Source organism: Amycolatopsis regifaucium, assembly GCF_001613935.1.
GTDB classification, from domain to species: Bacteria; Actinomycetota; Actinomycetes; order Mycobacteriales; family Pseudonocardiaceae; genus Amycolatopsis; species Amycolatopsis regifaucium.
This window is the reverse complement of the sequence record NZ_LQCI01000052.1, coordinates 194,733-216,340: the sequence shown is the minus strand read 5'-3', so window position 1 is coordinate 216,340 and position 21,608 is coordinate 194,733. Positions and strand designations below refer to the sequence as shown.

Sequence of the window (21,608 nt, the reverse complement as noted above, 5' to 3'; positions counted from 1 at the left end):
ACGTCGAGGCGCGGCCGATCAGAGGTTCACCACCGCCAGCCCGTCCGCCACGACGACGCCGTCGTGCAGCACCGTGCGGTCCTTGCTGCGGTCCATCACCGCGCTCGTCGGGGTCTCGCCGTCCACCAGTACCAGGTCGGCGCGATCGCCCACGGCCACGCCGGGACGGTCGGTGATGCCGGCCGGCCTAGGGACGTCGTGGCTCATGATCGACGCGCCGCCCATCGTCGCGACGGCCAGTGCCATTTCGATAAGGTCGTCGCGGCGGAAGCCGTGGGTGAAGGCCAGCTGCCAGGTGCGGTCGAGCAGGTCGCAGTTGCCGTACGGGCTCCAGTAGTCTCGCTGGCCGTCTTCCCCCAGACCGACGCGCACGCCGGCGGTCGTGAGGTCCGCCAGGGACAGCTGGCCGTCGACGGACGGTGCGACGGTCGCCATCGCGATGTCCAGCTCCGCGAACGTGTCGATCATGCGGCGGCTCACCGACTCCGAGACCGAGCCCAAGCCGTACGCGTGTGACATGGTCACCTTGCCGCGCATGTCCAGCGCGCGGACCCGCTCGATCACCAAGTCGGTCGAGAACACGCCGAGGTGCCCCGGCTCGTGCAGGTGGATGTCCACCTCCACGCCGTACTTCTCGGCGAGCCCGAACACGACGTCCAGATGCCCCTTGGGGTCCTTGTCCAGCGAGCACGGGTCGATCCCGCCGACGACCGTGGCACCCGACCGCAGCGCGGCCTCCAGCACGTCCGCGGTGCCGGGCTCGCGCAGGATCCCGGCCTGCGGGAACGCCATCACGTCGACGTCCGCGTGCGCGGCGAACCGCTCCTTCGCGGCGAGAACGGCGTCGAGTTTCTCCAACCGGCAGTCGACGTCCACCTGCGCGTAGCTGCGCACCCGCGTGGTGCCGTTGGCGATCATCCGCTCCAGCGTCCCGGCGACGCGCTCGGGCAGGGGGACCTCGGCGTCGCGCCAGTTCTCGCGGTCGTTCAGCATCATCGCCCACACGCCCGGCGCGCCCGTGTGCGGCCGGAACGGCAGGCCGATCCGCGTCGAGTCCAAGTGGACGTGCACGTCACTGAACGACGGGAACAGCAGCCGCCCGCGCCCCTCGACCGTGCCGGGCGCCGTGGCGGCGGCCGGATCGTGCGGCCGCACCGCCGCGATCCGGTCACCGGCCACTTCGACGTCGCTGCGCTGTCCACCCCACGGGCGGACGTCACGGATCAACACGGGGAGCACCTTTCCTGCCGGGGTCCGAACCGGCTCTTTGGTATACCGAAGTGGCTCGGTGTGCCCGCGTCCGGGTGCAGGTCCGCCGAGGGAAGTCGTGAGTGCCAAGTGGTGTTCTCACCCCGATCAGCACTCACGACCCCACCACGAAACCGCACACAGTCCTAAATCGAACACGGTGTTCGAGTCTCAGCGGAGAGAACGGCATCGAGCCGATCACGCGATATTGGCCTTACCCTCGATAAGACGGGTATGACGACAGAGGGCCCGCCCTCACGACATGCTCGCCAGAACCCGCTTCGCGGCCCGCTCACCCGACGTGGCGGCGTCGGCGAGTGAGGGCATGTCGAGCTGGTAGTCGCCGGCCAGGTGGACGGGGCCGAGGTTTCCGCGCAGCGTCGCCAGCGAGGCACGTCCGCCGGGTGCCCAGAACGGCACGACCCGGTGGTGGCGCCGGACGATTCCTTCGTCGAGCTTTCCTTCGAGTTCTGGGTAGAGCGAGAGGAGGTCCGCGGTGAAGCGGGTGATGATCTCCTCGTCGGTGAGCTGGAAAAGACTGTCGGCCACCGCGCCGCCCGCGAAGCAGGCCAGCGCGCCGCCCGGCTTTCGCGGGCCGGGCCCGCGCAACGCCGCGGCATGGTTGAACATCGCCTGGAACGACAGCTGTGGTGTCGACACGGCGATGTAGTCGTCCCACCGCTGTGGGCCCTCCTCGCGGGTGAAGTAACCCACCACCACGTAACGGCCGTAGCGAATGTCGTCGAACGCCCTCCGATAGCCGGTGGGGAGGCCTGGCATGAGCTTCACGGCCACGTCGGCGGGAACGGCGACGATCGCCCGGCGGGCACGGATCCGCGCCGGTCCGTTCTCGTCCTCGTAAGCCACGACGACGCTGTTCTCGGTCCACTCCACCGATCTCACCGGCGAGTTCAGCCGCAGCCGATCGCCGAGGTCGGCGGCCAGGATGTCGGTGAGGGTCTGGTTTCCCCCTTCCGGCAAGGAAAGGTTGGGCACCTTCGCCGGATCGGTCAGGAGAATGCCCATCGAAGTGATGAACTGGGTCGCGGCGGTCTCCTCGGGCTCGCAGCCCATCCATTGCCCGGACCAGGACCGGACCATGTCTCGCGCGACTTCGGAGCGCACTCCTCGAAGTACGTACGACGCGGAGAGGGCGTCGAGCCTCGCCCGGACGCGCTCCGCCAGGCGGGTGTCGGGGTTCAGCTGCAGGAACGGTGCCGCCGCGATGATGCGCGCGCCGACGGCCGCGAGCCCGACCCGGTCGCCGAAGGTCATCCGGGAGCGGACCATCAAACCGAACGGATTCGAGGTGTCGACCTGTTTTCCGTGAAGCGCTAGGGCCACCTTCTTACCGGCCAGTGTCCCCATGCCGACCCCGTGGCGTTCCAGGGCTTCGATCAAGGGACCGGTGCCCTCGGTGAACTGGGTGCCGAGGTTGATCCAGTAGTCGCCTCGGCGAGCCGACTCCACGCGACCACCGGCCCGGCTGGCGGCTTCGAGCACGACGACGTCCTGATCGGACAGGGTGGTCGCCGCCATCAGGCCCGCCATGCCCGCGCCGACCACGACGACGTCCGCTGTGTGCTCCTGGATGGATTCGGTCATGGTTCGCTCCGTACCGGTGTCGATGTCAGTGCCGCGGCGACGCTTCGCACGAGCCGTCCCGTGGCGGTCCTGCTGCTCGGGCTGATCGCGGTGAAGGCGATGTAGCCGTGCACGAGTCCGCGCTCGTGGATCACCGCGGTCGGTACGCCGCTCGCCGTCAGCGCGGCCGCGTAAGCGAGTCCGTCGTCGCGGAGCGGGTCGAAACCGGCGACCGTCACGATGGCGCGGGGCAGACCTGCCAGGTCACTTGCCAGTAACGGGGAGACCCGCGGGTCACGATGGTCGGTTCCTTCGGGGAGGTAGTGGCCCATGAACCAGTCGATCTGCTTGGCCGACAAAGCGGGGGACCCGGCGAACTCGTCCTGAGAGGGACGTCGCCGCGAGATGTCGGTGACCGGCTGGATGAGCACCTGCGCCATCGGCTGGACCGCTTGACCTCGGAGCCGCTGGCAGAGCACAGCGGCGATGTTGCCTCCGGCGCTTTCCCCGGCGACGACGATCCGGTGTGGGTCGACACCCCAGTCGGCCGCGTGCTCGACGGCGTACCGCCACGCGGCGAGCGCGTCGTCGTGCGCCGCCGGGAAGGCGTACTCGGGGGCGAGCCGGTACTCGACGGACAAGACGTCGGCGCCCGTTCCCTGTGCGAGCATCCGCGCCGGGGCGGCGTAGCCCTCGCGGCTCCCCAGTGCGAAACCGCCGCCGTGGAAGAAGAGGATCAGCGCTCGGGAGGTCTTGCCGGTGCTGTAGCGGGTCGACGGCAACCCATCGCCGAGATCGACTTCTCGTTCGATCGCGCAAGGGGCGATCCGGTCCGCGAACAAGGCCGCGTCGCGCTCGGTCACCTCTCGGGCGGCTTTCACCGGAAGGTCGCTGTAGTCGGCACCGGCCGCCGTGAGCTTCATCAGGAGGGCGACGTCGGGTGCCATCCGGTCGCCATCGCTGTTGACCGGTGGGCGTACCGCCAGGCTGAGGAGCGGGGCCGGGATGCGGCTCAGTGCGACGACGAAGCCCCGTTGAAGACGTCGGCTCAACGTCAGGCGCGCCGCGGTCACGAGTCCGCCGCCGCACTCGTGAGGCCGGCGGCCGCGGGTGTGCGAACGGAGAAACGGATGTTGCGGTCGACAAGCTGACCTTTGAAGAGCCGGTTGTCCTTCACGAACGTCGTGTGCATCCGCCACGGCGATTCGGTGCCCTGCCGGGGAAGGTGGGGTTTCGCCCGCTGCATGTAGCCCGCGGTGAGGTCGAGGAGATCCGTGGTGGCCAGTTCCTCCGGCGCCACCGGGACCGCGATGTCGTAGCCGTTCGCGTCCATACGGCGGAGCACGTCGCCGACCAGGCGGCACACGTTGCCCAGCCGGAGGGTCCACGACGCCTTCGTGTAGCCGAGCATCATGGCCCAGTTCGGCACTCCGGAGATGAGGGCGCCGCGGTAGAGGACGACGTCGGACATCTTCACCGGACGACCGTCCACTGTGGGTTGAATGCCGCCCAGCAGCTGCATGACGAGACCGGTCGCGGTGACGATGAGGTCGGCCTTCAACGTCTTGCCCGACCGCAGAAGGATGCCGTCCTCGATGAAGCGGTCGATCCGGTCGGTGACCACCTCGGCGTCGCCGTCGCGGAGTGCCTTGAAGAACTCGCCGTCCGGGGTGACGCAGAGGCGTTCGTCCCAGGGGGCGTACGGCGGATTGAAATGGGTGTCCACGTCGACGTCCGCCGGAAGTTCCTTGAGCGTCCACCTGCGAAGCGCCTTCCGGCCGAAGTCGGGGAACTTGCGCAGGCTGCTGACGAGCAGGAAGTCGATCCAGATGTTCTTCAGGCGCGTGGCCGCGTAGCCGCGTTTGGCCCCGAGCAGCTTGGTGAGCTTGACGGCGATGTTGTCGACTCGCGGCTGGGAGGCGATGTAGCTCGGTGTGCGCTGGAGCATCGTCACGTGCGCCGCGGCCCCCTCACCCATCAGCATGGCCGGGAGCATCGTCACCGCCGTGGCGCCGCTGCCGATGATCACCACGCGTTTGCCGCTGTGGTCGTAGTCTTCGGGCCAGTGCTGGGGATGCAGGATGTCCCCCCGGAAATCGCCACGGCCCTCGAAGGGGGGCGTGTACCCCTCTTCGTATCGGTAGTAGCCGGTGGCGCTGAAGACGAAGCGGGTTTTGATGGTCTTCGTGCGTTCGGTACCGGCTTCGTCGGTCGCGGTGACCTGAAGCGTCCACCGTGCCTCGTCGCTGGACCAGTCGGCGGCGGTCACTCGGTGCCGGAGCCGCAGGATGTCGTCGAGGCCGAACTCGCGCACCGTCTCGCCGAGGTATTCGCGGATCAACGGCGCTTCGGCGATCGCGCTCCGGTGCCGCCACGGCTTGAACTCGTAGGCGTAGGTGTGCAGGTCGGAATCGGACCGGACACCCGGATAGCGGAACAGGTCCCAGGTGCCGCCGATCGAGTCGCGGGACTCCAGCAGGATGACCTTCTTGCCCGGGAAGTCGGCCATCAGATGCCGGGCCGCGCCGATACCGGAGATTCCGGCGCCGATGACGACGATGTCGGCGGACTCCGACGCGTCTGTGTCCTTCATGCTGCACTTCCTTCTGGGTTTCGGTCCTGCGGGAGGACGGGGACGACGCCGGTCCCGCGAGCCCGGGTGGCGACGATGGGCTCGGCGAGGACTTCCGCTCTGCCCGTGTGGTCGAGAGCCCTGGCGATGACGCGCAGCTCGAAGTCGATCGTCCGGCTCCGGTTTCCCTTGGCCGCGAGCCGGGCTTCGACCTCGATGACGTCCCCGCCACGCACCGGCGACAGGAATTCCACGGACGAGTAACCCGCGAAGAGACTTTCGTGGCCGTCCGTGACGATCGCGAGATGGGTTCCGGCGTCGCCGAACAGCGCCAGGCCGAACGCCCCGTCGACGAGATTGCCGGCGTAGTGGGTTTCGGAGTAGGCGACGTAGCGCCGATGGATGACTTTCATGAGAGCTCCTGACCGAGTAGGTCATCCGATTAAGTCAGTTGGCCGAGTGTGTGGCAACTTTCATCTCTCGTCAAGGGGCGGTTCAGGCGCTCGCTCGAAAGGGTCTGTTGACAACGCGCGACGGGACGCCCATCATCTTTGTCAATTGATCGAGTCATTTGACTAACTATGACGCGACACTCGCCAAGATCGAAAGGGCCCGCGATGGCCGAGATCATGACGTTTCCCGAGGCGCCCGTGCGGGAGGGCTCCACCTTCCCCATCACGATCGAAGACGACGCGAGTCCGGTCGTCCGGCTGATCGGACGCACCTTGCGCGACTCCTCGCGGATCGGTCACGCACACGAGCTCTTGGGCCGAGCCGACGGCACCGTGGCGATCCGCTCCCACGACACGCCACAGGCCGCCACGATTTCCTCAGGCCACAAGGCGATCACGGTGACCGGTGGAGTCTTCGGCGAGCCCGACGCGACGGTCGTCGTCGATCTGCGAAGGCGCTTCGCGTCCACGCGGGAGCCCGCCGGTGATGTCGTCCTGGCCGCGGGCATCCTGCGCGCGCTGACGCCGCCGTTACCGCATTGGCGCGAGTCCGCCCGGCATTTCTGGGCGGTGACAAGGGGAATACCGGGCATTCCCGAGGTGCTGATCGTCGACGCCGACGGCCCCGGCGGTCCGGAACGGCATCGGTTCGGCGACGGGACGACCGAGTATCTGATGGCGGGGCCGCCCGACGTTCTCGCGGGTGTGTTCAGCGGCGCGGACGACTTCGTCGCCTCCTTGGCGGCCGGTCTGCGGCTCAAGGGCACGCTGGCACAGATGTCGGTCATGACGGCCGCGTCCTGGAGGGTTCGCTTCGATGTCTGATACCCGCGCCGTGCGCCTCGAGGCGACCAATCACGACGGAAGCTTTCTGGGCAAGAACGTGTCGATGACGAAGTTCGCCTCGGGCAAGGAATCCGGCTTCGCCTTCGCCGACATCCTGTTCGCGATCGACCTGGGCAACGAGATCGTCCTCGGTGACGCTTTTCCGGACTGGCGTGGCAATCTCCACGACATCCAGCTGGTCCCCGACCTGTCGACCCTGGTCGAGTGGAAGCCGGGGCTGGACTCGGTCATCGGCGACTACTGGCTGAAGGACGGCACGCCCGTGCCGATCTGTCCGCGGAATCTCGTGCGGAAGCTGGTGGCGCGGCTTGCGGTGCTCGGGTACACCGCGACCGTCGCCGTGGAGATCGAAGCGACGCTGTTCGAGGAATCCGTTCAAGAGGCGCGAAAACTCGGGTACCGGGGTCTGACGCCGTTGGGCGGCGGCACGGGAGCGACGTATCACTTGGCGAGGTCCAAGGACTGGATCGACTACATGGAAGCGGTCGTCGGCCGCCTCGATAGCGTCGGTATCGCTTGGGAGGCATGGACCGACGAGGCCGCCGCCGGGCAGACGGAGCTGAATCTGGCGCCGACGGATCCGATCACGCTGGCCGACTCCTGGGCGCGGACCCGGCAGATCATGCGGGAGGTCGCGTTCGACCAAGGCCACACCGTGACCTTCATGGCCAAGCCGACGGCAGGTTACGGACAAGGCGCCCACCTCAACCTGTCGCTCCAGCGCGACGGAGAGAACCGGTTCTTCGCCGAAGACGGCCCGTCCCCGCTGATGCGGCACGCGGTCGGAGGACTGCTGGCCACGATGGAGGGCAACACCTCGCTCGCGTTGCCGCAGATCACCTCCTACCGGCGACTGGTGGACTTCACCGGGCCGCCCACCACCGTGAGCTGGGGCGTGAACAACAAGACGGCCGCGGTGCGCGCCATCACCGGGCACCCCCGGTACTCGCGCCTCGAGTACCGGCTCCCCGGCGCCGACGTCAATCCCTACCTGGCGTTGGCCGGGGTGTTGGCCGGAGTGCTGGCGGGCATCGAGCGGGGGATCGAGCCGCCGGAGCAGGTCACGGACATGGCGTGGTGCCTGCCCGAAGGCCACGGAGTGACCCGGATCCCGGACACGATGTCGAAGGCGGGCGCGGCCCTGGACGCCGATCCTCTGCTGCGCGAGTACCTCGGCGACGAGTTCGTGGGCTTCTGGGTCGCGTCGCGGCGATGGGAGTGGATGGAGTTCCACACCAAAGGCGGCGATCCCTTCGCTGAACTCTCGCAGTGGGAATCCACCCGTTACTTCGAGTTCCCGTGAGCGCGCGTCCGCTGATCGGCACCACCGGCAGGCGGTTCCGGCTGGAGCTGGTCAAGGGAGCCGACGAGCGGTACGGAGACCGTTGTCTCGACAGCTACATGTCGGACTTCGCGAGCCGGATCGCGCGGGCCGGTGGCCTCCCGGTGCATCTCTCCTACGACACCGACGCGACGGCGATCTGTCAGTGGTTGTCCGGCGTCGTGATCACCGGCGGGCAAGACGTCCACCCGGCGTTCTGGGGTGGCGACCCGGCGGTGGTCGGCGACATCGATCCACGACTGGACCCGATGGCCCACGACACGGCCCGGGACGAGTACGAGATCGCACTCGTCCGTGCCGCGCTGGAGGCGGGGATTCCGGTGCTCGGTGTGTGCCGGGGGATGCAGGTGCTCAACGTCGCGCTCGGCGGCACCCTCGTCGCCGATCTTCCGGCCGGGTCCGTGAGTCACCTGTCGGCGGAGGCCGCGCCCACCGATGGCACCGCTGAGCACCTCGTGTCGTTCGAGAAAGGTTCGATCGCCGCCGGCCTGTTCGGTGAGCGCGCGATGACCAACTCCTGGCACCACCAGGCCGTCGACCGCTGCGGCACCGGTCTGGTCGTGACCGGGCGGACGAGCGATGGCGTGGTCGAGTCGGTCGAACTGCCAGGTGCCCCGGTGCTCGGCGTCCAGTGGCATCCGGAGTGGATGAAGAGCGAGGACCCGGCCATGACGTGGATCGTCCAGGCCGCGGCGAAGAGGCAGAGGAGTTCGCCATGACCGCGAAAGTGACAGCCGGACAGGCGGGCGACGACCCCGCCGTCCCGACGTTGACCGAGTTGCTGGCGCACCGGGCGCGGGACTCCCCGGAACGGGAGTTCCTGCGGTTCGGCGAGTGGTCCTGGAGCTTCGCCGAGATCGACGACTGGACCTCCAGGCTGGCCCACCGGCTGATCGAGGCCGACGGCGTCGGGCAGGGCGACCGTGTCGCGATCATGCTCCCGAACGTCGTGCACTGGCCCGTGGTGTGGCTCGCCGCGCTGAAGGCGGGTGCGGTCACCGTCCCGGTCAACAGCTCCTACCGGCGGGCCGACCTCGCCTTCGTCCTGCGGGACTCGGGCGCACGCGTCGTGTTCACCGACGCCGATCGCGTGGAGCTGATCGCCGGTGTCATCGCCGGTGAGGACGAACTCGCCGGTGTCCGCGTCGTCGATGTCGCCGACGACGGGTCGGAGCCGTTCCCGGTGGCGCCTCCGGCGGTGCCGATCGACGGCGGGACGCTGGCGAACCTGCAGTACACCTCGGGCACGACCGGTTTCCCCAAGGCGTGCATGCTCACCCACGACTACTGGGTGCGGCTGGGCTGGATCTGCGCGTCGGCGACCGGGCTCGGACCCGAAGACGTTCTTCTCACGGCGCAACCGTTTTCCTACATGGATCCACAGTGGAACACCGCGCTGGCCCTCACGGTCGGCGCCCCGCTGGTCGTAGTGCCCCGGTTTTCCGCGTCGACCTTCATGGCGGACGTCCGGCGGCATCGTGCGACCTTCTTCTACGTCCTCGGGTCCATGCCGACGCTGCTGTTCAAACAGCCGCCCACGCCCGAAGACCGCGACAACGACCTCCGGCTCGTGTTCTGCTCGGGAATCCCGGTCGGGCTGCACGCTCGGCTGGAGGAGCGCTGGGGCGCGCCGTGGCGCGAGATCTACGGGATGACCGAGTCCGGGATCGACCTGTTCAGCCCGTTCGGTGACACCGACGCGGTGGGAAGCGGGAACCTGGGGAGGCCGGTCCCGACGAAACAGGTCCGCGTCGTCGATCCCTGCGGCACCGAGGTGCCCGACGGCGAGGCCGGGGAGCTGGTCGTCGCGGGCACGCCGATGATGAACGGTTACTGGAACCGTCCGGAGGACACCGCCCGGGTGCTTCGGGACGGCTGGCTCCACACCGGCGATGTCGTCGTCCGGCGCCCGGACGGCGGAATCCGGCTGGTCGGCCGGATCAAGGACATGGTGCGGCGCGGTGGCGAGAACGTCGCGAGCGTCGAGGTCGAAGCCGCCCTGGAGCGGGACGATCTGGTGGTCTCGGCCGCCGTCGTCGCCGAACCCGACGAGACCCTCGGCGAGGAGGTCAAGGCTTTCGTCCAGCTGGCGGCCGGAGTGCCTTCCTGTCGTGCGACGGCCGAGCGGATCGTCGAGCGGGCGGGCAAGGAACTCGCGCGCTTCAAGGTGCCGCGCTATGTCGAATTCGTCGCCGATTTTCCCCGGACCCCGTCCGAACGCGTTTCCAAACCGGCGCTGAAGGCCCGTGCCGCGGACGATCCCGGCGTGACCTACGACCTCGGCGCACGACGGGGATTCCTCGGCGTCGACCTCGTCCGGGACGTGGCGGTGCTGACCCTCCGGCGGCCCGGAAGACTCAACGCACTGGATGTCGCCACCCGGTTGCGACTGGCGGCCGCCATCCGCGAATTCGGCACCGGCGAGCGCGTGCGCGGGATCGTGCTCACCGGCGAGGGCCGAGCCTTCTCCGCCGGAATGGATCTCCAGAGCGCGCCGTCCACGGACGCCGAGATGCGGGAAGCGTTCGCCAGTTTCCACGACCTCACCAGGGCGATTCTTGAGACGCGAGTGCCCGTGGTCGCGGCCGTCAACGGAATCGCGGTCGGGGGAGCCTCGGAACTCACGCTGTGCTGCGACGCCCGCATCGGAACTCCGGAAGCCGAGTACTACCAACCGGAAAACGGCCGGGGCATCACCATCTCGAACGCCTCCAGCGTGCTGTTGAGGCGCCTCGTCGGGAACCACGCGATGCGCGTGGTCCTCGGCTCCCCTCGTATCCGGGCCGACGAAGCCCTGCGAGTCGGGCTTCTCGACGAAATCGTCGAGCCCGGCGCCCTCATCGGCCGCGCTGTCGACACCGTCATCGAGTGGACGCCCGAGGGGAACACGACGGCGCTTCACCTCGCGCTCCTGCGTCCGCGGGCAGAAGACGTCGAAGCGGCCTTCGCCCGGGAAGACCTCGCCGCCGCCCAGGCGTGGGAGAGCGGGGTTCTGACCGCGGGCATCGAGGGATTTCTGTCCACAAGGGACACCGCAGGAGCCGAAAAGGAGACCTCGACATGATCGATACCCAGGCCGCGGTGCTGACCGCCGTCGGCGAGCCGCTCGAACTGACCGTCATCCGGGTGGACGACCCGGAGCCGCACGAGGTGCGGGTCGCGGTCACGAACGTGGGGCTGTGCCACAGCGATCTGCACTACATGACCGGAACGGTGCCGACCGAACTGCCGGTCGTGGTCGGGCACGAGGTCGCGGGCGTGGTCGAGGCGGTCGGTTCGCAGGTGTCCGGGCTGCGCGCCGGGGACCGCGTGGTCGGCGCGCTGACACCGTCCTGTGGCCGGTGCGCCAACTGTGAGGCGGGACGGTCGACCCAGTGCGGGCGGGTGGAGGAGATCCGCCGCCGCCCCCGGCCCGCGTTCCAGACCACGGACGGCGCGCCGATCGAGCGGCTCGGTGACATCGGGGCGTTCTCCCGGCACGTCCTCATGCGCGAGAACTCGCTGGTGCGACTCCCTGACGACGTTCCGCCGCACGTCGGCTGTCTCCTGGCCTGCTGCGTCGTCACCGGCGTCGGTGCCGTCTTCCGCGGCGCCCGCGTACGGCCGGGCAGCACGGTCGCGGTCGTCGGTTGCGGCGGCGTCGGATCGGCCATCATCCAAGGCGCCAGGCTCGCCGGAGCCTCGGCCATCGTCGCGATCGACCTGGACGACGCGCGTCTCAAGGCCGCGCGCGGCTACGGCGCCACCCACGTCGTCAACGGCGGGGACGGCGACCCGGTCGCGGAACTCCACCGCCAGTTGGGTGACGGCGTGGACTACTCGTTCGAGGCGGTCGGCTCGGCCCGCACCGCGGCGACGGCGCTGGCCCTCGTGCGCCCGACCGGTACCGCCTGCCTGGTCGGCATCGCGCCAGGAGGCACCGAACTCAGCATCCCGGCGGCGGACTTCTTCTTCGAGGAGAAGCGGCTCATCGGCTCCTACATGGGCTCGGGGCAGGCGCGGCAGGACATCCTCCAGCTCGCGCGCCTGTACCAGCAGGGACGCCTGCTGCTCGACGAGATGGTCACGCGTGTCATCCCCTTCGGCGAGATCAACGAGGGCTTCGAGGCGATGAAATCCGGCGACGTGACCCGCATCGTCGTCGACGTCCAATCCTGACCAACGAAGGAACGCGAAGATGAGCAACGAGAGCACGATCTCCCAGCCGGTGAACTACATCGCCGACGCCTGGAGCGAAGCCGAGACGGTCCCCGACGCGTGGAACCTCGACCCCAACACGCGCGAGCGCGTCCACCGCTCCGTCACGACGGCACCCGACGACGTCGAACGCGCGCTGCGGCACGCGGAGCGCGTGTACGACGTCGGCCACTGGGACGAGGACGCCCGCCGTGAGCGCGCCGAGATACTGGAGCGCGTCGCCGACATCGTCGAGACCCGTATCGAGGACATCGCCCGTACGGACTCGCTGACCAGCGGCACACCGATCGGCGTCACACGCGAGGTCGCGGCCTTCCTGCCCGCGAGGATCCGGGCGTCGGCGGCGGATCTGGTGAACATCCCCCGGGTCACCGCGCTGGCGGCGGGCGGCCGCGACGTCCGCCTCTACAAGGTACCGTGGGGGCCCGCCGCGATCCTCACGCCGTGGAACGGGCCCAGCTTCATCCCCGCCGCCAAGATCGCCAGCGCGATCGCCGCGGGCTGCCCCGTCATCCTCAAGCCGTCCGAGCACGCGCCCGGCAGCGCGCAGCTCATCGTCGAGTGCTTCCTCGCGGCGGGGCTGCCCAGCGGCGCGCTGCAGCTGGTGCACGGCGGCGGTGACGTCGGCGCCAGGCTGACCGCCGACCCGCGCGTCAAGATCGTCTCGTTCACCGGCGGACCCGGCGCCGGACGCGCCATCGCGCGGGCGGCCGCGGAGGACTTCAAGGTCCTGCAGCTGGAGCTGGGCGGCAACAACCCGGTGCTCGTGCTCGACGACGCCGATCTCGACGTGACCGCCGACGGCATCCTCGACGGCATGACCAAACTCAACGGTCAATGGTGTGAAGGGCCGGGCAAGATCCTCGCGCACCGCAGCCTGGTCGCCCCTCTTCTCGACGCGCTGACCGAGCGGATCTCCAAGCTCGTCGTCGGCCACTCACTCGACGAGGACGTCCAGCTCGGCCCGATCTCCAACGCCCCGCACTTCCGGACCCTGCAAGACAGGATCGAGCAACTGTGGAACCTCGGGGCGACCCTCCACCGGCCCGCAAGGCTGCCCGAACTCGGCGGCTACTTCCTGTCGCCGACCATCGCCGTCGGCGCCGACCCCGCCCAGGCCACCGCCGAACTGTTCGGCCCGGTCGTTTCGCTGCACGCCGTGGACTCCGACGAAGGGGCGTTGCGCGTCGCCAACGCCAGCCCGTCGGGCCTCGACGCCTACGTGTTCGGTGCCGACACCGGCCGCGCGATCGACGTCGGCTCCCGCATCCTGTCCGGCGAGGTGCGGGTCAACGGCGCCAAGATCGCCGACCTCGGCGACGACTCGGCTCAGAGCTTCTGGGGCCTGGCGGGCATCGGCGGCCACGGGCCGGCGGAGTCGGTACGCGTCTTCTGCGGCGACCGGGTCGTCGGTGTCGATTCGGCCGACTTGCCGTTGTGACGCCAGGTCACGGTGCCACCGGTGCGGAGCCGAGCCTCGCCGCGAGCCAGCTGTCGAGAACCGAAGTGGCGAGCTCCATCTGGGCGAGCGCGGCGGACCGATCCCCATAGGTCAACCAGTTCGCGGCGAAGCCGTCGGCGAGGGTGGCGATGACGAAAGCGATTTCTTCGACGATCTCCGGTTCGAGCGGTTGGTCGGAAGCGGCGTCACGCAGTGCGGTGCGCACCGTCTCGAGGGCTTTGTCGTACACCGCGATCCCGCGGTCTCCGTGCTGGCGCCGCGCCCAGCTGATGAGTTCCGCCGTCGCCGCGGTGAAGCTGATTGACTCCAGATAGCACTCCATGACTCCGCGCAGGAGCCGTCGGGCCGTCTCCGCCACGTCGCCGGGGGAGTCGTTGTTCTCGAGCGCGTCGCGGTACCGGCTCGCCACGAACTCGTAGACATCGGCGAAGAGATCCTCTTTGGAGTCGTAGCAGTAGTGCAGCATCGCCAGGTTCGCCTGAGCCTGCTCGGCGATCCGCCGGGTCGTCGCGCCTTCGATGCCGTAGGTCGCGATGACCTCCACCGCGGCCTTGATGAAGTCGCTACGCCGTTGGGCGGCGGAGATCCGTGGCACGAAATCCTCCCGGTGCACGTAGTTGGACGCTTGATTAAGTCAAGACCAGCTTAGCAGCGGAAAATCTTAGTCAAGTGACTTGATCGGATGGCTAAGAGCGGCGTAGCATATGGGCCGGATCACAAATCCGCTCAGCGTCTCCAGGGCTCCGGCCGCCGGCCCGCACACCGCCTTCAGTTCAGCGGTGAAGGCACGACTCGAAGGAAACAAGGACATGAAGGAAATGCTCTTCATGCTGGCCGATCTCTGGATGATCTTCGCCGGCTTCTGTTTCGGCTGGAAATTCATCCGGCATTACAAGAACTATCTGCTCGGCCTGGAATGGATGATCGTCGCCACGTCCGGCTCGAACTTTCTCCTGTGGGCATTGCTGGGCGGAGACCAGAACAGCTTTCTTTACACCATCGCGTATTTCTTCGACGCCTTCTCCCGCTCCGTCGGCATCACCCTCATCCTCGTGATGGGGCTGATGCGCGTGACGCACCGATACAGGCCGTCCGTCGCGGTCGATGTCGGCGTGTTCGCCCTCGCCGCCGTGGCCGGGCTGTACCTCCAGCAATTCCGCGCCGACAAGCTGCACCTCGGCCCGGCGACGTTCTACGTCGTGGTCAACGTGCTCACGACGATCTTCCTCGCCTACTTCATCCGGCGGCTCTGGCGGATCGGCGCCAAAAAGCAGGCCGTCTGCACCGGGCTGGTCACCCTCGCGGGATCCGCCATCGCGATCACGTACGACTTCTTCCCGATCCCGGGCGACGACGCGCACCGGACGCTCTTCTACACCGCGGCGCTGGCGACCTGGGGATTCCAGATGTTCGTGGTCTTCTTCGCCTATCGCGCCCTGCACGAGCACAACGTGACGACCGGTGCCGAACCGGCTTCGGACGAACACAGCGTTGTCCGGAGCGTGCGATGAAGACCGGCAACGTCGAGTACACCGCCTTCAGCGGCTGGGTCGATCCGCCCTCGGATGTCCTGCCTTCCCTGACCGGCGACCTCACCTGCGAGGTCGCGGTCGTCGGTGGTGGCATCGGCGGCATGTCGACGGCGCTGCGGCTGGCCGAACGTGGCCAGGACGTGGTGCTGCTGGAGGCCGAATTCTGTGGACACGGCGCCAGTTCCCGCAACGCCGGGCAACTGGCCGGTGCTCCGGGCGGGGATCTTCAGCTCCTCGATCTCTTGTACCGCAAGAAGATGCCGGGAATGATCCGCCTTGCCGAGCATGCGGCGTACCACGTCGAGGACCTCATCAAGAAGCACGACATCGACTGCGACTACGAACAGACAGGCAATGTCTTCGCGGCGGTGTCCCGTGGCCAGCTGGGGCGCGTGCGCCGGGTGGCCAAGCTCCTTCGGCGCGTCGGCGCCGACGTGGAACTGGGCACGAGTGAAGAGCTCGGAATCCCCCGCGGATTCCTCGGCGGGATGCGCGAGAAGATCGGTGGGATCATGAATCCCGGCCGATTCACCTTGGGGCTGCGACGTGCCCTGCTCCGCACGCCCGCGCGAGTCTTCGAACAGACGAAGGTCACCGACGTCGCACACGACCGCGGTCAGGTGGTCCTCAGCACTCCGTGGGGTGAAGTGCGTGCGGACAAGGTGGTGCTGGCGACGAACGCGTACGCGGGAGAGTGGGACATCACTCCGCCACGGCTCTCCGTGCCCATTTGGGTCATCGAGGTGGAGACCGAGCCCATCGACCCCGCCAGGTTGGCCGCACTGGGGTGGACGAGCCGCTCGGGACTCGTCACTCAGCACAACATCATGGAGAACTACCGCCTGACGCCGCGCGGCACCATCGTGTTCGGCGTCCGGCGCCTCGAACGGGGCAGGACCTACCCGCTCCCGCAGAAGGCACCGGATCCGGCGCTCGTCGAAGAACTCGCGGGAGCCTTCGCGACCCGGTTTCCGGCGCTGTCCGACGTCGCGGTCGACCGTGCGTGGGGAGGTTGGATCGCGATCACCTCGTCCTGGCTGCCCATCGCCGGACAACTCGACGACAGTACGTATTACTCGATCGCCTGCAACGGCCACGGTCTGGCCCAAGCACCCTATGTCGGCTCTCTCATCGCCGATCTGATCGTCGACGGCGAGCGACACGAGGACCTGGAAGAACTGTGGCGGGAAGAGCCTGAGTTCCCGCGCCCGATGATGATGAGCCCCTTGGGACTCCGCACCGTCTGGCTGGTGGACCGCTTCAACGACTTCGTGAACGGAAGCCGGCGCAACGCCCGGCGGGGCGTCGCTCCCTGACGACCGAGGCCGCCCGTTCGAGCGTGCACCCGGGAAGCTAGCGAGGCCGCCTGGGCCAGGCGGGATGGCTGGGCGGTTCGGCGAGGTCTTCGAGATAGGTGACGTCGCTGAAGTCCTCGTCCGCGACAGGCGTCCGGCGGGGACGTGGTGGCGGTGGGGGAGCCTCGGGTAGCTGTTCGTCGGCGAGTTCCGCTTCGATGGCGGCCAGGACGGGCCAGACCTTCTCCTTCGCCTGCGGCGCGAACAACGCGAGTGCCAGCGGATGCTCGCACGTGCCCGCGGCGACGTCCTCCCAGGTGAACTTGCCCTCGCGAACGGCGTCGGCGGCCCGCGAGAGCCGAGGCGAACAATCCGGCCGCGCGGCGGCTCGACGGAACACCTCGGCGGAGAACGAAGGTTCGAGTGCCACGGGACCTCCCGTCGGATCAGGTGGCAGACTGCCTCGCCTCGGACGAGGTCGCCGATGCCCACGGACGCGCCGCTTGATCTTACCTTCGCCGCGGAACGTGGTGTGCACCTGCGCGCGGGTGCCGGACAACTTGCTCTCCGAGCGAGGTGCCCGATGAAGGGCCCGGTCCGCCCGGGCCGACCAGCTCCGGGCGTTCGACCGGTTCTGGCGCGGTTCGGGCACGACCGGGCCGATCACCTCAGCGGATGGTGTGGCGGATCCAGCCGGTGTAGGCCGGCACGTTGGTGTAGAGGCCGGGCCCGTTGGCGCAGGGCACGTCGTCGTCGCCGGGACCGGAGGTGACGCCGATCAGCTCCCAGCGGCCACCCTTCCCGCGCTGGACCTGCGGCCCGCCGGAGTCGCCCATGCACGCCATCGCGCCGCGCTTGCGGCTGATGGTGCACAGCCGGGTCGAATCCGCGTACCCGGGGGAGCATTCGGACACGGCGCCGATGCGGGTGTCGAGCTGCTGGAGCCGTTCGGGGAACACGACTTTTTCCAAGTCGGCGGTGTCGACCGTGGTGCCGAAGCCCATCAAGCGGGTCGGCGTGCCGGGACGACCGGGACGGTCGGCGATGCGGATGGGCCGCTCGGAGACCGGGCGGTCCAGGCGCACCAGCGCGATGTCGTTCTTGTTCGGCGCGCCCGGCTGGTAGCCGGGGTGGCGAACCCAGCGGTCGATCTTGCGTACGGTGCCGCCGGTCGTCCGCCGTTCGCTGCCGATGCGCACGGTCCCTTCCGGCCTGGCCGGGTTGTTGTCCGGGTCGACGCAGTGCGCCGCGGTCACCACCCACTGCGGATGCACCAGAACGGCCCCGCAGACGCCCTTCGCGTTGTTCATCTCGGGCACGACCTCCGGGATCGAGGCCATGAACTCGTAACGCTCGGTGGAGTTCTTCCCGTTCACCACGGCACCGGCGCCGCCGGGTACCGCGACCGCGCAGAAAGCCGCGGCCAACGCCACACTGGCGGCACGAAGAGTGTTACGGCGCAGGGAATTCACTCTCGACATGCTTTTCCTTCGTTCGATGGCTTCGGTCTTCACCAAGCATCTCCGTCAGCCGCGTTTCGCACCATCGGGTCAACCCGCCGATCCGCGGTGGCGCCGCCCCGACGCCGGGGGTAGCGCCTGCGCTACCTACCGGTCCAGGCGGTGCGGGAAAGGGCTCGGCGTCAGGGCTTCCGCGGTCTGGGCCAGCCCCATGCGATGTGGTCGACCGCGAGAAATGGTTCGTTGACCACTGTGGTGGGGGTCAGCCCGGTGAACGCCACGATGTCCCGGTGTAGGTGGGACTGGTCGGTGTAGCCGCCGTCGGCCGCGACTCCGGCCGCGTCCTGCCCCGCGACCAGGCGATGGACGGCGTGGTCGAAGCGGACCAGCTTCGCGGCGCGTTTGGGCGGCAGGCCGAGCTGTGACCGGAACCGGGACCACAGCCGTTTGCGGCTCCAGCCGAGTTCGGCCGCCAACTGCTCGACCCGGACCATCCCGCGGGTGGCGACGATCTGTCGCCAGGCCCAGGCCACCTCCGGGGCGACCGGCGACGCCGCCGCACAGCGCCGGGCGAGCCAAGTATCGGTCCACGCGAAGCGGTCCTCCCACGAGGAAAGGTCGCCCAGCCGGTCGCTGATCCGGGCTGCCTCCCGGCCGCACAGCTCGTCGAGGGTCACCACGGCGTCGACCGGGTCGGTGGTGCCCAGAACCTTGTGTGCGACCACCGGTGACAGACGCACCTGCAGGGCTTCGACGTCGTCCGTCCGCAGCGAGCGGACGACGTCGCCGAACCCGAGCCCGGTGGCGAAGCTGCCCTGCTGCCGGCGACCGGTGGCGTCCTCCACGGCAACCGTGCCGCCGAACACCAGGACCAGGGTCACCGTCGGGTGCGGGATCAACCGGAGGCCGGGTGGGGTGATGCCGCGGTCACCGAACCCGGCCATGGAGACCCCGGGCACCCGGCTGGGCCGGTTCGGGCAGGTGATGTCCCAGAACACCGCGTCGTCCCGTTCAGCCAAGTCCCGTTCGGACAAGCCGCCCCCCATTCCGCCATGCTACGCATGCCGGCCGGAACATTCGTACAAGCCGCGGGCGCGCACCGGCGGTCACAGTGCACGCATGACTGTTTCCAACGACGAAGTCCTGAGCCGCGGCGGGATCCACGTGTGCCAGGACGGCCCGCGCGACGCCCCGGCGCTCCTGCTCATCCACGGGACCGCCGCCTCGGCCCGCTCGTGGGAGCCGATGGTGCCGCTGTTGACCCGATCCCATCGCGTCATCCGGATCGACCTTCCGGGGTGCGGCCGGTCGGCCCAACCGGACGCCGCGAGCTATGCGGTCCCGGACCAGGCATACCGGGTCGGCGCGGTACTGGACGGGCTCGGTGTCGAACACGTCGTCATCGTCGGCCACTCCAGTGGCGGGGTGTTCGCCACCGCCCTTGCCGAGCAACGACCCGACCTGGTGACCGCGCTGGTGTTCATCAACACCGGCCCCAGCATGGCCGCATACATCGCGAAGGAGGTCCCCATCCGGGCGGCGTCATCGGCGGAGTTGACCGACGTTCAGATCCGTCAGGCCATGAACGACGGATTCCGCACCGGATTCGAGATCCCCCAATCGTTCGTGGACCAGTTCCGTGACATCGACTTCTCCGTGTTCGGCGCGATGTCGCAGGCGATCCGCGCGTACCTGGACGAGCGGGCGCTCCCGCAACGGCTGGCGCCGCTCGGCAAACCGCTGCTGGTGATCTTCGGCGAGGAGGACCGTCGGTGGCGCCCGTCCTCCGCCGGCGACTACCGCGCTGTTCCAGGCGCGGCAGTCGAGATGCTGCCCGCGCTCGGGCATTCGCCCAACATCGAGGATCCGCCGCGGACCGCTGTACCGCTCCTGGCCTTCGCCGCGGCTCATGCCGGTTGACGCCGGGGATCCGGGCTGCCCGGTCTTTCGCGCACCGATGAGGTTTTCGCGCCGCGACCGTCTGTACGTGTGAGATCGACTCACGGAAGGCTGACGCCATGCGGAAACTGACCTTCGGCATGAATGTGACCCTGGACGGCTACATCGCCGCGCCCGGGGACGACCTCGGCTGGGGCGGTGGTGAGGGACCGGACTCGTCGCCGAACGACGAGCTGTTCGGCTGGTGGTCCGACCGGGTGGCGGCGACGGGGCTGGCGTTGTACGGACGCAAGCTGTGGGAGGCGATGAGTTCCCACTGGCCGACCGCCGACCGGCAGCCCGGCGCCACACCGGCGGTGATCGAGTACGCCCGCCGCTGGCGGGCCATGCCGAAGGTCGTGTTCTCCTCGACGACCGGCACGGTCGACGGGAACACCCGCCTGGTCACCGGCGACGCGGTCACCGAAATCACCCGGCTCAGGGACGAGGACGCCGGCCCGATGGACATCGGCGGCGCGACCCTCGCGGGGGCCGCCATGCGGGCCGGGTTGATCGACGAGTACGTGCTGGTCACCGTGCCGGTTCTGGTGGGCGGCGGCACGCCGTTCTTCACCGCGCTGGACAGCTGGGTGAACCTGACCCTGGTGGAGACGCGGACGTTTCCCGGTGGCGTGCTGATGACCCGATACGAGACAAGGCGCTGAGTGGTCACAGCGTCGGGGGCAGCGCCAGCCATGGTTTGCCGGTGGCGTCGAATCCGGTGAGATCGGCGATCTTCCCGTCGACGACGCGCAGGACCGCGATGGCGAACAGCCGGTACTCCCGGTCCGCGGGGGTGCGGAGGTACAGCGCGGCGGCGGGCATGCGGTTGACGGTCGTGGCGATCCCGCGCCAGTCGTCGTGGCCTGGCTGGAAGAGCCCACCGGAAACCCAGCCGCCGACCGCGTCCTCGGCCGTCATGAGTACTGGGCCCAGCTCGGGCAGCATCGCGAAGCGCAGCTCGTCGCGCAGCAGGGACATCAGCCCGTCGAGGTCGTTGCGCTCATGGGCGTCGATGTACGCCTTCACCACGTCGCGTTCGTCATCCGACAGTTCGTGGGTGGCGGGGCCGCGCCAGTCGAGGCGGTGGGCGGGCAGTTGCCCGCGCATCGTCACGCGGGCCCGCTGCAGGGCGCTGGTCACCGACGCGACGGTCGAATCGAGGGCGTCGGCGGCCTTCGACGCCGGCCAGCCGAGGACGTCGCGCAGGATGAACACCGCTCGCTGCCGCGGCGGCAGGTGCTGGACGGCGACGATGAACGCCAGCTCGATCGTCTCCCGCGCCACCGCCGATTCCTGCGGGTCCTCGGGGAGCATCCGGTCGGGGTACGGCTGCAGGTACCGCATTCCGGAACCGGAGTCCGAGAGGCCGGACGGCACGGGGGTGCGCTTCTCCAGGAAGTCCAGGCAGACGTTCGTCGCGATCCGGTACAGCCAGGTCCGCAGCGCGGCGTCGCCCTTGAACGACTCCCGCTTGTTCCACGCTCGCAGGAACGTCTCCTGCGTCATGTCCTGAGCGTCCTCGTAGTGCGCGAGCATCCGGTAGCAGTGCACCTGCAGCTCACGCCGGTGGCGCTCGGTGAGCAGCGCGAACCGAGCGGTATCGCCTGAGCGGGCCGCCGCGATGAACGTGGCCTCGTCGGCGTCCAGCGGTCTGGCGTCGGTCATGGTCGTCAATCC

Annotated in this window: 20 protein-coding genes; 10 read left to right on the top strand and 10 right to left on the bottom strand. The window is 68.8% G+C overall.

The window, feature by feature from the left end; genetic code table 11:
- Positions 1–18 precede the first annotated feature (18 nt).
- The 5 genes from AVL48_RS36510 to AVL48_RS36490 form a co-directional block, all read right to left on the bottom strand.
- Positions 19–1,230 (bottom strand): amidohydrolase family protein, encoded by a 1,212-nt coding sequence (locus AVL48_RS36510; protein ID WP_061980953.1) that lies wholly within the window; start codon positions 1,228–1,230, stop codon positions 19–21.
- 273 nt (positions 1,231–1,503) lie between these two features.
- The gene (locus AVL48_RS36505) at positions 1,504–2,853 is read right to left on the bottom strand and encodes a flavin monoamine oxidase family protein (protein WP_061980954.1); all 1,350 of its coding nucleotides are present in this window, start codon (positions 2,851–2,853) and stop codon (positions 1,504–1,506) included.
- A complete protein-coding gene (locus AVL48_RS36500; RefSeq protein ID WP_061980955.1) occupies positions 2,850–3,905 on the bottom strand; it encodes an alpha/beta hydrolase in 1,056 nt (351 codons plus the stop codon). Before AVL48_RS36500 ends, AVL48_RS36505 begins: the two co-directional genes overlap by 4 nt.
- On the bottom strand, positions 3,902–5,425 hold the full coding sequence (locus tag AVL48_RS36495; protein WP_061980956.1) for a flavin-containing monooxygenase: 1,524 nt from the start codon (positions 5,423–5,425) through the stop codon (positions 3,902–3,904). The genes AVL48_RS36500 and AVL48_RS36495 overlap by 4 nt, the downstream gene beginning before the upstream one ends.
- A complete protein-coding gene (locus AVL48_RS36490) occupies positions 5,422–5,817 on the bottom strand; it encodes a hotdog fold domain-containing protein (RefSeq protein ID WP_061980957.1) in 396 nt (131 codons plus the stop codon). Before AVL48_RS36490 ends, AVL48_RS36495 begins: the two co-directional genes overlap by 4 nt.
- A gap of 204 nt (positions 5,818–6,021) precedes the next feature.
- Here AVL48_RS36490 and AVL48_RS36485 point away from each other — a divergent pair, with 204 nt between their 5' ends.
- From AVL48_RS36485 to AVL48_RS36460, 6 genes are read left to right on the top strand one after another with little or no spacing between them, the layout of a single operon-like run.
- Positions 6,022–6,681 (top strand): hypothetical protein, encoded by a 660-nt coding sequence (locus AVL48_RS36485; protein ID WP_061980958.1) that lies wholly within the window; start codon positions 6,022–6,024, stop codon positions 6,679–6,681.
- The gene (locus AVL48_RS36480; protein ID WP_061980959.1) at positions 6,674–8,005 is read left to right on the top strand and encodes a glutamine synthetase family protein; all 1,332 of its coding nucleotides are present in this window, start codon (positions 6,674–6,676) and stop codon (positions 8,003–8,005) included. Before AVL48_RS36485 ends, AVL48_RS36480 begins: the two co-directional genes overlap by 8 nt.
- Complete coding sequence (locus tag AVL48_RS36475; protein WP_061980960.1) at positions 8,002–8,763, top strand: gamma-glutamyl-gamma-aminobutyrate hydrolase family protein; 762 nt, start codon at positions 8,002–8,004, stop codon at positions 8,761–8,763. The genes AVL48_RS36480 and AVL48_RS36475 overlap by 4 nt, the downstream gene beginning before the upstream one ends.
- Positions 8,760–11,108 carry an AMP-binding protein gene (locus AVL48_RS36470; RefSeq protein ID WP_061980961.1) on the top strand — a complete coding sequence of 783 codons (2,349 nt, stop codon included), beginning with the start codon at positions 8,760–8,762 and terminating at the stop codon, positions 11,106–11,108. The genes AVL48_RS36475 and AVL48_RS36470 overlap by 4 nt, the downstream gene beginning before the upstream one ends.
- Positions 11,105–12,202, top strand: coding sequence for a Zn-dependent alcohol dehydrogenase (locus AVL48_RS36465; RefSeq protein ID WP_061980962.1), 1,098 nt, complete (start codon positions 11,105–11,107; stop codon positions 12,200–12,202). The genes AVL48_RS36470 and AVL48_RS36465 overlap by 4 nt, the downstream gene beginning before the upstream one ends.
- A 19-nt stretch (positions 12,203–12,221) precedes the next feature.
- Complete coding sequence (locus AVL48_RS36460) at positions 12,222–13,682, top strand: aldehyde dehydrogenase family protein (RefSeq protein ID WP_061980963.1); 1,461 nt, start codon at positions 12,222–12,224, stop codon at positions 13,680–13,682.
- A gap of 7 nt (positions 13,683–13,689) precedes the next feature.
- Here the strand turns inward: AVL48_RS36460 and AVL48_RS36455 are convergent, their stop codons facing one another.
- The gene (locus AVL48_RS36455) at positions 13,690–14,298 is read right to left on the bottom strand and encodes a TetR/AcrR family transcriptional regulator (protein ID WP_061981141.1); all 609 of its coding nucleotides are present in this window, start codon (positions 14,296–14,298) and stop codon (positions 13,690–13,692) included.
- Positions 14,299–14,512: 214 nt separating this feature from the next.
- On the opposite strand from AVL48_RS36455, the gene AVL48_RS36450 reads away from it, so the two are divergent.
- Both AVL48_RS36450 and AVL48_RS36445 read left to right on the top strand, forming a co-directional pair.
- On the top strand, positions 14,513–15,214 hold the full coding sequence (locus AVL48_RS36450; protein WP_061981142.1) for a hypothetical protein: 702 nt from the start codon (positions 14,513–14,515) through the stop codon (positions 15,212–15,214).
- Positions 15,211–16,551, top strand: coding sequence for an NAD(P)/FAD-dependent oxidoreductase (locus AVL48_RS36445; RefSeq protein ID WP_061980964.1), 1,341 nt, complete (start codon positions 15,211–15,213; stop codon positions 16,549–16,551). The genes AVL48_RS36450 and AVL48_RS36445 overlap by 4 nt, the downstream gene beginning before the upstream one ends.
- Positions 16,552–16,588: 37 nt before the next feature.
- Here the strand turns inward: AVL48_RS36445 and AVL48_RS36440 are convergent, their stop codons facing one another.
- The 3 genes from AVL48_RS36440 to AVL48_RS36430 form a co-directional block, all read right to left on the bottom strand.
- Positions 16,589–16,960: a hypothetical protein gene (locus tag AVL48_RS36440; RefSeq protein WP_061980965.1), complete on the bottom strand. Its 372-nt coding sequence runs from the start codon at positions 16,958–16,960 to the stop codon at positions 16,589–16,591.
- Positions 16,961–17,198: 238 nt separating this feature from the next.
- Entirely contained in the window at positions 17,199–18,011 is an 813-nt protein-coding gene (locus tag AVL48_RS36435; RefSeq protein ID WP_061981143.1) for a S1 family peptidase, read from the bottom strand.
- A 161-nt stretch (positions 18,012–18,172) separates the two neighbouring features.
- A complete protein-coding gene (locus AVL48_RS36430; protein WP_061980966.1) occupies positions 18,173–19,036 on the bottom strand; it encodes an AraC family transcriptional regulator in 864 nt (287 codons plus the stop codon).
- Positions 19,037–19,109: 73 nt separating this feature from the next.
- Here AVL48_RS36430 and AVL48_RS36425 point away from each other — a divergent pair, with 73 nt between their 5' ends.
- Positions 19,110–19,910 carry an alpha/beta fold hydrolase gene (locus tag AVL48_RS36425; RefSeq protein WP_061980967.1) on the top strand — a complete coding sequence of 267 codons (801 nt, stop codon included), beginning with the start codon at positions 19,110–19,112 and terminating at the stop codon, positions 19,908–19,910.
- 98 nt (positions 19,911–20,008) lie between these two features.
- Entirely contained in the window at positions 20,009–20,593 is a 585-nt protein-coding gene (locus tag AVL48_RS36420) for a dihydrofolate reductase family protein (RefSeq protein ID WP_061980968.1), read from the top strand.
- Between the two features lie 4 nt (positions 20,594–20,597).
- On the opposite strand, the gene AVL48_RS36415 is transcribed toward AVL48_RS36420, so the two are convergent.
- A complete protein-coding gene (locus AVL48_RS36415) occupies positions 20,598–21,596 on the bottom strand; it encodes an RNA polymerase subunit sigma-70 (RefSeq protein ID WP_061980969.1) in 999 nt (332 codons plus the stop codon).
- Positions 21,597–21,608: the final 12 nt, after the last annotated feature.

Bases quoted from the DNA above. Each gene is read 5' to 3' on its own strand.
- AVL48_RS36505 (WP_061980954.1), bottom strand. From the start codon at position 2,853: ATGACCGAATCCATCCAGGAGCACACAGCGGACGTCGTCGTGGTCGGC.
- AVL48_RS36495 (WP_061980956.1), bottom strand. From the start codon at position 5,425: ATGAAGGACACAGACGCGTCGGAGTCCGCCGACATCGTCGTCATCGGC.
- AVL48_RS36490 (WP_061980957.1), bottom strand. From the start codon at position 5,817: ATGAAAGTCATCCATCGGCGCTACGTCGCCTACTCCGAAACCCACTAC.
- AVL48_RS36485 (WP_061980958.1), top strand. From the start codon at position 6,022: ATGGCCGAGATCATGACGTTTCCCGAGGCGCCCGTGCGGGAGGGCTCC.
- AVL48_RS36480 (WP_061980959.1), top strand. From the start codon at position 6,674: ATGTCTGATACCCGCGCCGTGCGCCTCGAGGCGACCAATCACGACGGA.
- AVL48_RS36470 (WP_061980961.1), top strand. From the start codon at position 8,760: ATGACCGCGAAAGTGACAGCCGGACAGGCGGGCGACGACCCCGCCGTC.
- AVL48_RS36465 (WP_061980962.1), top strand. From the start codon at position 11,105: ATGATCGATACCCAGGCCGCGGTGCTGACCGCCGTCGGCGAGCCGCTC.
- AVL48_RS36460 (WP_061980963.1), top strand. From the start codon at position 12,222: ATGAGCAACGAGAGCACGATCTCCCAGCCGGTGAACTACATCGCCGAC.
- AVL48_RS36450 (WP_061981142.1), top strand. From the start codon at position 14,513: ATGAAGGAAATGCTCTTCATGCTGGCCGATCTCTGGATGATCTTCGCC.
- AVL48_RS36445 (WP_061980964.1), top strand. From the start codon at position 15,211: ATGAAGACCGGCAACGTCGAGTACACCGCCTTCAGCGGCTGGGTCGAT.
- AVL48_RS36435 (WP_061981143.1), bottom strand. From the start codon at position 18,011: ATGTCGAGAGTGAATTCCCTGCGCCGTAACACTCTTCGTGCCGCCAGT.
- AVL48_RS36430 (WP_061980966.1), bottom strand. From the start codon at position 19,036: ATGGGGGGCGGCTTGTCCGAACGGGACTTGGCTGAACGGGACGACGCG.
- AVL48_RS36425 (WP_061980967.1), top strand. From the start codon at position 19,110: ATGACTGTTTCCAACGACGAAGTCCTGAGCCGCGGCGGGATCCACGTG.
- AVL48_RS36420 (WP_061980968.1), top strand. From the start codon at position 20,009: ATGCGGAAACTGACCTTCGGCATGAATGTGACCCTGGACGGCTACATC.
- AVL48_RS36415 (WP_061980969.1), bottom strand. From the start codon at position 21,596: ATGACCGACGCCAGACCGCTGGACGCCGACGAGGCCACGTTCATCGCG.